At 61.7% G+C, this 12,099-nt stretch carries 10 protein-coding genes; 6 read left to right on the top strand and 4 right to left on the bottom strand.

Annotation, left to right across the window (positions count from 1 at the left end; all coding sequences use genetic code 11):
* Positions 1-13 precede the first annotated feature (13 nt).
* The 4 genes from GQB03_RS16145 to GQB03_RS16160 are packed head-to-tail and all read right to left on the bottom strand — an operon-like array spanning position 14 to position 2,946.
* Entirely contained in the window at positions 14-841 is an 828-nt protein-coding gene (locus GQB03_RS16145) for an MlaA family lipoprotein (protein ID WP_159691622.1), read from the bottom strand.
* Positions 842-857: 16 nt separating this feature from the next.
* A complete protein-coding gene (mlaD, locus tag GQB03_RS16150; protein ID WP_159691624.1) occupies positions 858-1,328 on the bottom strand; it encodes an outer membrane lipid asymmetry maintenance protein MlaD in 471 nt (156 codons plus the stop codon).
* Between the two features lie 2 nt (positions 1,329-1,330).
* Positions 1,331-2,119: a lipid asymmetry maintenance ABC transporter permease subunit MlaE gene (gene mlaE / locus GQB03_RS16155; protein ID WP_159691626.1), complete on the bottom strand. Its 789-nt coding sequence runs from the start codon at positions 2,117-2,119 to the stop codon at positions 1,331-1,333.
* Positions 2,116-2,946 carry an ABC transporter ATP-binding protein gene (locus GQB03_RS16160; RefSeq protein WP_200832262.1) on the bottom strand — a complete coding sequence of 277 codons (831 nt, stop codon included), beginning with the start codon at positions 2,944-2,946 and terminating at the stop codon, positions 2,116-2,118. The genes mlaE and GQB03_RS16160 overlap by 4 nt, the downstream gene beginning before the upstream one ends.
* A 158-nt stretch (positions 2,947-3,104) precedes the next feature.
* Here GQB03_RS16160 and GQB03_RS16165 point away from each other — a divergent pair, with 158 nt between their 5' ends.
* The 6 genes from GQB03_RS16165 (at position 3,105) to GQB03_RS16190 (ending at position 12,096) form a co-directional block, all read left to right on the top strand.
* Positions 3,105-4,559 (top strand): sigma-54-dependent transcriptional regulator, encoded by a 1,455-nt coding sequence (locus GQB03_RS16165; protein ID WP_159691630.1) that lies wholly within the window; start codon positions 3,105-3,107, stop codon positions 4,557-4,559.
* Positions 4,560-4,568: 9 nt separating this feature from the next.
* Positions 4,569-6,044 (top strand): ExeA family protein, encoded by a 1,476-nt coding sequence (locus tag GQB03_RS16170; RefSeq protein ID WP_159691632.1) that lies wholly within the window; start codon positions 4,569-4,571, stop codon positions 6,042-6,044.
* Positions 6,045-6,295: 251 nt separating this feature from the next.
* Positions 6,296-7,948, top strand: coding sequence for a pilus (MSHA type) biogenesis protein MshL (mshL, locus tag GQB03_RS16175; RefSeq protein ID WP_200832257.1), 1,653 nt, complete (start codon positions 6,296-6,298; stop codon positions 7,946-7,948).
* Positions 7,945-9,180 carry a tetratricopeptide repeat protein gene (locus tag GQB03_RS16180; protein WP_159691636.1) on the top strand — a complete coding sequence of 412 codons (1,236 nt, stop codon included), beginning with the start codon at positions 7,945-7,947 and terminating at the stop codon, positions 9,178-9,180. Before mshL ends, GQB03_RS16180 begins: the two co-directional genes overlap by 4 nt.
* Entirely contained in the window at positions 9,177-10,889 is a 1,713-nt protein-coding gene (locus GQB03_RS16185) for a GspE/PulE family protein (protein ID WP_159691638.1), read from the top strand. The genes GQB03_RS16180 and GQB03_RS16185 overlap by 4 nt, the downstream gene beginning before the upstream one ends.
* A 4-nt stretch (positions 10,890-10,893) precedes the next feature.
* The gene (locus tag GQB03_RS16190) at positions 10,894-12,096 is read left to right on the top strand and encodes a type II secretion system F family protein (protein WP_159691640.1); all 1,203 of its coding nucleotides are present in this window, start codon (positions 10,894-10,896) and stop codon (positions 12,094-12,096) included.
* Positions 12,097-12,099: the final 3 nt, after the last annotated feature.

Here is a 12,099-nt window from a genome sequence, read left to right on the forward strand (position 1 = left end):
TTTCCTTTTACTGTCAGGGACGCGAACCGGTCGACGCCGTTTCATCGTTGATAAAGGCAAGTTCAAGCGTACGCGCCGCACGGGCTGCGGCATCCGCACCTGCACCGATGGCCGCGGCGCTCAGATCGTCGAAATCCTCGCGCGGAGGGTGACCATCGTAGACCTTGTAACGCCGCTGCTGCAGGTAAAAGTCCCGGGCATAGGCGTACTTGTCGAGCGTGCCCTCCTCGAGCGTCTTGTCAACCCCGAGGAGAGCTGCACGCGTATGTATCAACCTAAGGCCGGTGAGCGCATTGCGCGTCGCAACGCTATCGATCGCCCATACGTTGTCGCCCGCCAGATCGATCGGAAGCACCGCAGTGTCGCGAAGTGTCCGCGGCCCGAAGAAAGGCACCACGAAATAGGCGCCTTCGCCAACACCCCACACTCCGAGCGTCTGACCGAAATCCTCGTCGTGCTTCTCGAGCCCCAGCTCCGATGCCACGTCGAACACCCCGAGGATACCCACGGTGGAGTTGATCAGCACCCGGCCGGCATCATTGAATGCGTCGCCAGCCTTGCCCTGCAGCAGATTGTTGAAGCCGATCCAGATGTCCCCGACGTTTCCGAAGAAGTTGCCGACCCCGGACTTCACTGGCAGCGGGGCCACCTCATCATAGCCTCGTGCGAGCGGCTTGATCGCAGCCTTGTCTACCGCCTCGTTGAAACCGAACATGGCTCGGTTGTAGGGCTCGAATGGATCGTCCGGATTCTGGCTCGTGCTTGCACAGCCGCCGGCCAGCAGCGACAGCGCCAACACGCACGCTACGCGCGGAAACATGAGGTTGGGATGCTTGTTCATGGACTGCCCCGAAAGATCACTTGGCGGCCGGCGCTTCTGCCGCCTTGTCAAAAAGAAACTGGCTGATCAGCTTCTCCAGTACGACGGCGGACTGGGTAATGCGAATCGTGTCACCCGCCTTGAGCATCTTTTCATCGCCGCCCGCTTCCAGGCCCACATATTGTTCGCCGAGCAACCCGGATGTCAGGATGGTAGCGATGGTGTCGCTCGGGAAAGCGTAGCGGCTGTCGATTGCCAGTTCGACCTTCGCGCGGTAGCTCTGGGGATCGAAATCGATCGACGCGACGCGCCCGACCACGACGCCGGCACTCTTGACCGGTGCTCGCGGCTTGAGGCCACCAATGTTGTCGAAACTTGCCTCCACAGCATAGTTATTGGCAAAGCTGCCTGCCGAGAGATTCCCCACCTTCAGCGCCAGAAAAAGAAGCGCTGCAATCCCGATCGCGACAAAGAAACCGACCCATAGGTCGAGCGTGGTCCGATTCATCTCTAACCCCGGAACATGAAGGATGTAAGAACGAAATCAAGCGCCAGTATCGCCAGCGCCGAACTGACGACGGTGCGGGTAATGGCCCGCGAGACCCCCTCGGCAGTCGGAACGCAGTCAAAGCCTTCGAAAACCGCGATGAGCGACACCGCGACGCCAAAGACCACGCTCTTGATGACCCCGTTCAGAATGTCGTAGCGAAAATCGACCGCGGCCTGCATCTGCGACCAGAACGCACCGTCGTCCACACCAATGAATGGGACGCCGATCAGCCATCCCCCAAAGACGCCCATCGCCGAAAACAGCGCCGCGAGCAGCGGCATCGAGATGACGCCGCCCCAGAACCGCGGCGCAACGACTCGGGCGATCGGGTTCACCGCCATCATGTCCATTGCAGTGAGCTGCTCGGTCGTCTTCATCAGGCCGATCTCGGCCGTCACCGCGGACCCCGCCCTGCTGGCGAATAGCAGGGCGGCAACCACCGGACCGAGCTCCCGGGTCAGCGACAACGCAACCAGTACTCCAAGCGCCTCGCTCGAGCCGTATCGCTGAAGCGTTTCGTAGCCTTGCAGCCCCAGGACGAGGCCAACGAACAACCCCGAAACAAGGATGATCAGGAGCGAGAGTACGCCACTGAAGTAGATCTCGCGAATGGTGAGGTGTACGCGCCGAAAGGATTGTCCCGAATAGAGCAACACCATCGCCAGGAAGCGCGCAATGAAGCCAAGCCGCCAAACGCCGTCCACGGCACGGTGACCAAGACTGCGCAGCACGTTCGCGATCATCCTCATCGTCGCTCCTCCGCGCCCAGCAGGTCCTCTGCGATCGGCGCCGCCGGATAGTGAAACGGCACCGGCCCATCCGCCTCTGCGTGCACGAACTGATGCACGAACGGATCCCTGGACTCACGGATCTGCGCCGGGGTACCTTGCGCAACGATGCGTCCTTCCGAGACAAAGCAGACGTGATCAACGATCTCGAGCGATTCGCTCACATCGTGAGTCACCATGATCGAACTTGCGCCGAGCGCATCATTGAGACGGCGGATGAGCTGCCCGATGATGCCCAGGGAGATCGGATCGAGACCTGCAAACGGCTCGTCGTACATGATCAGCATGGGGTCCAGGGCCACGGAACGCGCCAGCGCGACGCGACGCGCCATCCCGCCGGAAAGCTCGGCGGGCATCAGCTTGTATGCGCCGCGCAGGCCGACCGCATCAAGCTTCATGAGCACCAGATCCCGAATCAGCGTCTCATCGAGATTGGTATGCTCGCGCATTGGGAACGCGACGTTGTCGAACACCGACATGTCGGTAAACAATGCGCCGAACTGAAACAACATGCCCATCCGCCGACGCAGTGCGTACAGATCGGACTTTGGAAGGTTCTTGAGAACCTTGTCCGCCACCCGGACTTCGCCCGAGGAGGCCTGGATCTGCCCGCCGATCAGTCTCAGCAAGGTCGTCTTGCCGCACCCACTGCCACCCATGATCGCAACCACCTTGCCCCGCGGAATCTCCAGATCGATGCCGCGCAGGATCTCGCGCTCGCCGTAGGCGAAACGCACATTGCGCAAGCTGACCAGAGAATCGGAAGTTGAGGGCGGCACGACTGTTATTGCTCTTTATAAACGGCATAGTGTAACAGAGAGAAATCATGCAATTGCTGCACTGCGGCTACGGCCCCGGCGCAAATTGCATCGAAAAGTGTCAGATTTGCGACACGTTCCAGCGCGTATTGCGTACACTCGCGGCATGATAATTCCGTAGAGTGCCAATGTCGGATGCAGAACGTCCAGCCCTGCTGATCGTCGACGATGACCCGCTGATAACCGAAGCGCTGTCGTATTTTCTCGGGCGGGACTTCCTCATCGTGAGCGCCGATTCTCGCGGCGCCGCGATTGCCGCGCTGCGACAATCCGCGGCGCCGCCGCCGCTCGCGCTTGTCGACCTCGGCCTGCCCCCCTATCCTCACCGCCCTGACGAGGGTTTTGCGCTGATCGCCGATCTGCTGGCGCACTCGCCCGAAATGCGGATCTTCGTTCTGTCGGGCCAGGACGAAACGTCGAACGCCAGGCACGCGCGTACCCTCGGAGCACTCGAGTTCATCGCAAAGCCCGCTGAGCCGGCGCAACTGCGCGAGACACTCCTCGCCGCATTGACGCTGCCGCCGGCAGATGCCACAAGTACCGCAAACGGGGCGCAGATGCTCCTCGGACAGAGCGGCCCGATCCAAGCGCTGAGGGCGCAGATCCGACAGTACGCGGACTCACCCTTTCCGGTGCTGATCGAAGGCGAATCGGGTACCGGCAAGGAACTCGTGGCGCGGAGCGTGCATCTCCAGAGCGCACGCAGCAAGAAGCCTTATCTGACCCTCAATTGCGCAGCGATCTCGCCCGCACTCATCGAGTCGCTCCTGTTCGGGCACATGCGGGGAGCGTTCACCGGGGCAAGCGGCAGCCATGCCGGCTATTTCGAAGAGGCCCAGGATGGCACGCTGTTTCTCGACGAGATCGGCGAACTGCCACTCGAGTTGCAGCCGAAACTCTTGAGAGTGCTCGAAAACGGCGAATATCAGCGCGTCGGAGAAACCCACAACCGTATCAGCCGCGCACGAATCATCGCCGCGACGAACCGTGATCTGCGGACGGAGATACGCGAAGGGCGGTTCAGATCCGACCTTTATCACCGCCTCAGCGTGTTCTCTCTGCGGGTCCCGGCCTTGCGCGATCTCGGCGACGATAGCGTGTTGATGCTCGAGCATTACCGCGCCCTCTTCGCGCGCCGCTCCGGACGCCCCGCCTTCAGTCTCTCATCCGAAGCCAGGCGCCGCTGGGCCGGTTATGCGTTTCCCGGCAACGTCCGCGAACTCCGGAACATCGTGATCCGCCTTCAGACCAAGTACCCTGGTCGCGATGTCGGCATTGCCGAACTTGACGCAGAACTCGAGTCCACCGAACAGCGAACGTTGCCGATGGATACGATCGAACTACCTGTGGCCCACCGTGAGGATCCGCTCGAAGTCGCGCTGCGTGACCTCCAGTCGGGACAGGATTTCGAGCTGAACACCATGCTCTGCCGATGGGAGGCAAGCTATATCGACGCTGCGCTGCGGCTGAGCCATGGCAACATGAGCCAAGCCGCGCGGCGCCTCGGAATAAACCGCTCGACCCTGTACAGCAGAATGGATGCACTGGGCATGCCGCGCGGCCACCAAACGTCGGAAAACTGAAACACGCGGATGTATCTCGAACACTACGGTCTCGATCAGCGCCCTTTCCGGATCACACCACACACCCAATTCTTCTTCGCGGGCGCGCGCCGTGGTGCAACCCTTGACGCGCTGGTCTACGCAATCATCCACGATGAAGGGATCGTCAAGGTCTGCGGCGAAGTCGGTAGCGGCAAGACCATGCTCAGCAGAGTCCTCGTCGAGCGCCTGCCGGACAGTGTGGAAACCCTCTACCTGAGCAATCCGACGCTCGGCCCGGACGCACTGTTGCGACAGATCGCGGATGAACTCGCGGTACCCGTCGCGAGCGATCATTCCGGGGCACTGCTTTCGGCAATACAGTCCGCGTTGATCGAGCGATTTGCAGGCGGAAAGCGCGTCGTCGCGCTGATCGACGAGGCTCACGCAATGCCGCCCGCCTCGCTGGAACAGATCCGCCTGCTCTCGAATCTCGAATCCTCCCAGCAGAAGCTGCTGCAGATCGTGCTGTTCGGCCAGCCGGAACTGAACGAAATCCTGGCAAAGCGGGACATGCGCCAACTCAAGGACCGGATTACCCAGAACTTCCGGCTCGATCCGCTCGGACCGGCCGAAGTCGCCCAGTATGTCGACTTTCGGCTGCGTGCCGCGGGATATCGCGGCCCGACCATTTTCAGCCCCGCCGCGATTGGCCGCATCAGTGCTGCCTCGGGCGGATTGTCACGGCGCATCAATGTTCTGGCCGACAAGGCGATGCTCGCCGCCTACAGCCAGAATCTGCACCAGATCAGCCCCCGCCATGTCGACCTGGCCATCCGCGACGCCGAGTATCCCCCGTTGCCGACACCTGTGCGCAGGATCGCAAGCATTCTGGCCCTGCTGGCGGCCGCAGTGCTCGCCGCGGGCTGGCTGCTGCGTCCGCCAGCCCCTCATGATGCGGGCGCACCTTCCGTCGCGACGACACCCAAGGGCGCAACGCAGGACGCACGGTCCAGGAAGCCCGAAACGCATCAACCGGCGCCGCAGAGCCTCCTCGTGCCCACGAACGAGCCACGGCCGTCGAAATTCGCAAATGCCCCCTCCCCGGTCGAACCGGAAGCCCCCGCGGCATCAAGCGCCAGGATTGCAGGGGCGACCGGGCAGCAGGAGCGCCCCGTCAGCACCACACCCGGCACGCCGTCAGGCCTCGGGCCGCTTGCCGGAATGCGTTACCGCGAGTCACAGCAGTGGATCCGGGACAGTGACGACGAGCACTGGTTCATCCAGTTGCACACGGTCAACGACCCGAACATGAACGATCTCGACAGCTATATCACGCGCGTCGAATCGCTGCTCGGTGGCGTCAAGCTCGGCGTCTACGCGACGCCATACCACGGCCTCACCCGGGTTGGCGTAATCTACGGGGATTATGACGATCGCAATTCAGCAGCGGCGGCACTTAACGACCTGCCGAATCAGCTGCGTCGGCAAGGTGCCTACTTGAGGCAGGTAAAAGGGCTGCGTTGATGGCGTACAGGCCACACCCGATTTCAACGAGTTTGCTTTCTGAATCAAAGGGTCATTGAAGAATCGCGATAAATCGTTAACATCGCCCCATCAACCAGGCACATGAAATGAAAAGACGCCCGTTTCTTCCATTGCTCGCAGCGACGATTCTGAGTGCGTGTGCGCAGCTTCCCGCACAGCCGACGTCCAGCGGGCATCTTCAGGGCACAACTGAACCGAAAGCGCCATCTGCCCCCATCCCCGAACCTGTCATGCGAAGCTTCAGCCTGCCGGCACCGAAACCCGCACCAAGGCTCGAGACGTATTCGGTTGTTGTCAGCAAGGTACCTGTCCAGGAACTGCTTTTCGCCCTCGCCCGCGACGCCAAGATCAATATCGACGTGCATGCGGGCCTGGAAGGCCTCGTGACGCTCAATGCCATCGACCAGACGCTGCCTCAGTTGATGTCGAGGATCTCGCAGCAGGTGGACATGCGTTACGAACTCAGGGACGGCAACCTGGTGGTCACGCCCGACACCCCGTTTCTGCGTACCTACCACATCGATTATGTGCTGATGGACCGTGACACCACGAGCACGATCTCGGTCGCGACGCAGATCGCGTCGGCAGGCATTTCGGGCGGCGCCGGCAACGTCGGTGGGGGTGGAACGGCCGGCAACAGCTCGCAGACCGAGATCCGCAATACCGCGAAGAATCATTTCTGGGAAACCCTCATCCAGAACATCAAGGACATCCTGCACGAAACGGACAAGCTGATTCCGCTGGGAGAGGACAAACCTGCCCAAGCAACTCAGGTGGCAGCGCCCGTGGCACCGCCCCCCAAGGAAGGACAGCAGAACAGCCCGAGCTTGAATCTCGCGGTCAACCTGAGCCCCGCGATCGCCGCGGCACCAGGCAGGAATTTCTACCGGGAAGCCGCCTCGGTCATCGCCCACCCGGAAACCGGCGTCATCACGGTACGCGCCACGGGACGCCAACACGAACGGATCCGCGAATTCATTGATCAGGTACAGCGCTCCGCGACGCGCCAGGTATTGATCGAAGCAACGGTTCTCGAAGTCAGTCTTTCGCGCAACTATCAGCAGGGGATCGACTGGAGCAAGATCAATCTCGGCGGCAGTGGCTTCCGGCTCGTGCAACGCGCATCGGGCAACATCAGCGCGCCGACATCGAGCATCTTCGAGCTTGCTTATACATCGAGCGGCGGCAGCTTCAATGGCAGCATCAAACTGCTGGAGAGCTTCGGCGACGTGCGGGTCTTGTCGAGCCCGAAACTATCGGTCCTCAACAACCAGAGCGCCGTGCTGAAAGTGGTGGATAACGCGGTGTATTTCACCATCGAGAGTGACACCAATCAGAACCAGAACCAGACCCTTATCACCTATACGACCACAGTTCACTCGGTGCCGATCGGCTTCGTCATGAACGTCACGCCCCAGGTTTCCGAGAATGACACGGTACTGCTCAATCTGCGTCCGAGCCTGTCGCGCATAATCGGCCAGGCTACCGATCCAAACCCCGCACTCAAGCAACAAGGCATCGTGAACAATATCCCGATCATCCGTTCGCGCGAAATCGAATCCGTGATCCGGGTAAGCAACGGCAACATCGCCGTCATGGGGGGGCTGATGGAAGACCTGCGTAACGACAAGGACGACTCGGTGCCATTGCTGTCGCGCATCCCGCTGGCTGGCGAACTCTTCATCAACCGCGACGACACCACGACCAAGACCGAACTGGTGATTTTCCTGCGCCCGACAGTGATCCGCGAAGCCAGCATCGACGGCGACTATCGAAGGTTCCGCGACCAGCTGCCAGGCAGCGACTTTTTCTCGCGCGACAGCAATCCGCGTAATCCCAATCTCGGTGGCGCGGCGATCGCTCCGCTTGCGCCGGCCCAATGAGCCTGCTGATCGACGCCTTGCGCCGCGCCGAGGAGGCAAAGCGCGCAGCCGCCAAATCGGGAGAGACGACTTCCGCCGACGAGTCGATGACGCTTGCCCCGCTCGAAGCGCCCCCGTCTCCGCGCCGTGACGAGCTGCAGCATGAACTCGATGCGCTGAACGACCGACCGGGCAAACAGGGGAATGCGCCCAGGAAGGATCCGGCGGCAACGGCTCAAGGCCAGGCCCGCAACCTTTTCGAGGTCAAGGAAGCGGATACGGGCAGGGGCTTCTTGCTCATCGTGGGCAGCGCAACACTGCTCGCGCTTCTTGCCATTGGCGGCTATTTCTGGTGGCAGCTTCAGCCTTCGGGCGGACTGGACACGCTTTCGCCACCTCGCTCGACGAACGCCGAACCATATGTAGCTCAGGCCGTCCCCCCACGCATCATCCCGCTCGATACGCCTCCCCAGGCGCCGATATCAGTGGTCGAGCGCGATACGCCCTCCCCACCCGAGCCGACCAGCACCGAGGCGCCACGCCGACAGTCAAGCCGCCTGCACGGCGCGACCCGCGGCAGTTTCGGTGTGGCGAACACACCCGCGCCCCAGGCAATACAGCCAAGTGAAGCGATACGGGTGCGCATCCCCATTACGCGGAGTGCCGGTACCCCAGCCGTCCCCACCAGCCTGCAGCAGGCATGGCATGCCTACGAATCTGGCGACCTTGAAAAATCCTACGGACTTTATCGGGCGGCGCTGGCGGAAGACGCTCGCAGCATCGATGCGCTCAACGGCCTGGGCGCCATTGCGCTGCGGATCGGCGATGTCGATCGGGCCACGGCAAGATTTCGTCAGGTGCTGAACCTGGATCCCGAGAATCCGGTCGCGCTGGCCGGCCTGAGCAACGCGAATCCCGCCACCGTGGGTGCTGGGGAGGAAAGCCGCCTGCGCAACCTCATCGCGGCTCAACCCAAGGCCGCTGCGCTGCACTTCGCCCTCGGGAATCTTTTCGCCGCCGAACGACGCTGGAACGAGGCTCAGCAGGAATACTTCGAAGCGTATTCGCTGCAACCGGAGAATCCGGACTACCGCTTCAATCTGGCGATAAGCCTCGATCGGCTCGGGCAGTACGCGCTTGCCCGACGTTTCTACCTCGAGGCAAGCGACATATCCCGTGGCAGTCCGGCGGCCTTCGATCCGGCAGCAGCACAGGCACGTGCTGAAGCGCTCGCGGCGGAGTTGCAGCGATGAGCCCGCCAACGGATAACCAGCGGAAGCTGCTCGGGCAGATTCTCATCACCATGGGCCTGCTGTCCGAAGACCAGTTGCACATTGCGCTACTGGAACAAAACCGGAAGCATCAACCCCTCGGGCGCCTGCTTGTGCAGCTCGGCTTCGTTACCGAAAGCGTGATGCGCGAGGCGCTTTCGGAGTTCTACGGAAAGCAGAGTGTGGATCTCGCCCACTCGATTGCCGACCCGGAAGCCCTCGGCCTGGTACCTCGCGAACTCGCCAAACGTCATCGTCTTCTGCCGCTTAGCTTCGATCCCGATCAACAAGTGCTCACGGTTGCGATTTCGGACGTGAACGACGTCGTGGCGCTTGACGCCCTTCGCAGCCATCTGCCCGACGCGGTCTCAGTCGAGACGATGCTCGCTGGCGAGTCGGAGATCGCGCGCGCGACCGACCAATGCTACGGTTACGAACTATCGATCGACGGAATCCTGAACGAAATCGAGACAGGGGAGATCGATTACCGTTCGATGCCCCCCGCGGGGGACGAGTACAGCCAGCCGGTGGTCCGGCTCATCGATGCCTTGCTCACCGATGCCGTAAAGCGGGAGGCATCCGACGTCCATTTCGAACCCGAAGCAGGCTTTCTGCGCATCCGCTACCGGATCGACGGGCTCCTGCATCAGATCCGGGCGCTCCACAAATCCTATTGGGCAGCCATGGCCGTACGCATCAAGGTCATGTCTTCCATGAACATCGCCGAAACGCGGGCACCACAGGACGGACGGATATCACTCAACATCAACGGGCGCCCGGTGGACTTCCGGGTCTCGAGCCAGCCCACGATTCATGGCGAAAACGTTGTTCTGCGCGTACTGGATCGACAGAAAGGGATCGTTCCACTCGATGGGCTGGGCCTTACCGAGCAACAACTCGATCTGCTCAAGCTCATGATTGCGAGGCCGGAGGGCTTGATTCTCATGACCGGCCCGACCGGCAGTGGAAAGACGACCACGCTGTATTCGATCCTCAATCACATCAATTCGGAGGGTCTGAACATCATGACCCTGGAGGATCCCGTCGAGTACCCGATGGCGATGATCCGACAGACATCGGTCGCCGAAGCCTCCAAGCTCGATTTCGCCAACGGTGTGCGGGCAATGCTGCGACAGGATCCGGACGTGATTCTGGTTGGGGAGATCCGTGACGAGGATACTGCGGTGATGGCGTTTCGCGCCGCCATGACCGGCCATCAGGTGTATTCCACACTGCACACGAATTCCGCCATTGGGGCGATTCCCCGGTTGCTGGATATCGGCATCGTGCCCGACATCATCGCCGGCAACATCATCGGCGTGGTGGCCCAGCGCCTTCTGCGCAGGCTCTGCCTGCAATGTCGCAGCCCGCAGACGCCCGAACCATGGGAGGTCCGCCTGCTCGGCCTGCAACCCGAACGCAGTCTGCCCACCATATTCAGGGCCGAAGGTTGCCCTGAATGCAACTATCGTGGCTATCGGGGCCGCATGGCGATCATGGAAGTGATGCGCATGGACTCCGATCTCGACGAGCTGGTGGCACGTCGCGCCAGCTATCGGGAAATCCGCAACGCGGCCCGAGCCAAAGGATTCCGAACGCTCGCCGAGGACGGCGTTCGCCGGGTCCTTGAAGGCAGCACCTCGCTTGACGAGCTGGCCCGCGTGGTGGACCTGACCGAAAGGATGGCCTGAATCAATGGCAATCTTCGGTTACAAGGCAATGACGCCCGACGGTCGCCTGGTGCGCGGAGAGCTCGAGGCGATCAACCTCGTCGACCTGGAAATGCGCCTGCGCCGAATGGAGCTCGACTTCATCAACGGCCAGCCGATCCGCCACCATGCGCTCTTCAGACCGACCCCGGCGCCGCGACGCGAACTGATCAACTTCTGCTTCCACCTCGAACAACTGACCCGTGCCGGCGTGCCGATTCTCGAAGGCCTTGCCGATTTGCGCGATTCGACCGAGCATCCCAGATTTCGAGAGGTCGTTGCCGGCGTGGTCGAGGGCATTGAAGGCGGACGCAGCCTGTCGCAATCGCTGGAAGACTACCCCCAGGCATTCGATCCGGTTTTCTGCAATCTGGTACGGGCGGGCGAGACATCCGGGAACCTGCCACATGTCCTGCGTGAGCTGGCATCGGCGCTCAAGCGCGAAGACGAACTGGCCGCCTATGCCCGAAAGCTGACGATCTATCCGGCAATCGTCGGCACCATCATTCTTGCGGCGATCTCGGTTTCATTGATCTACGTGGTCCCCGAACTGGCGCGGCTGTTCCGCAGTACCGGACAGTCCTTGCCGCTACAGACCCGACTGCTGATAGGTCTCTCGGCTTTCCTGCGCGATTACTGGTGGTTGGTGCTGGGCAGCATTGTCGGCCTGGCCGCGGGTATCCGGCTCTCCGTGGAGCGTTTGCCCTCGGCGCGGCTGCGTTACGATGCGCTGCTTCTGCGCCTGCCGCTGCTCGGCAACATACGCCGCAAGATCGTGCTGGCCCGATTCGCCAATCTCTTCGCGATGATGTACGCCTCGGGCATTCCCATCATTCAGGCTCTGCACAGCGCCGAACGCGTGGTCGGCAACCGGGTCATTCAGAACGCCCTCGAACGGGTTGGGGAACGCATCGGCCAGGGTCAGAACGTTTCGACCTCGTTTGCAGCCACAGCACTGTTCCCGCCGCTCGTCACGCGCATGCTGCGTGTCGGCGAAAACACGGGTGCGCTCGACACAGCGCTCGCGAATGTCAGTTACTTCTACGACCGCGACGTTCAGGAAGCCACCGAGCGGTTGCAGACCATGATCGAGCCGATGCTGACATTGATCCTGGGCTCGATTCTGCTCTGGATCATGATGGCCGTGCTCGGTCCGGTGTACGACATCATCACCCAGCTGCCGGTATGAGTC

The organism is Cognatazoarcus halotolerans (assembly GCF_009800965.1).
Classification (GTDB): domain Bacteria; phylum Pseudomonadota; class Gammaproteobacteria; order Burkholderiales; family Rhodocyclaceae; genus Cognatazoarcus; species Cognatazoarcus halotolerans.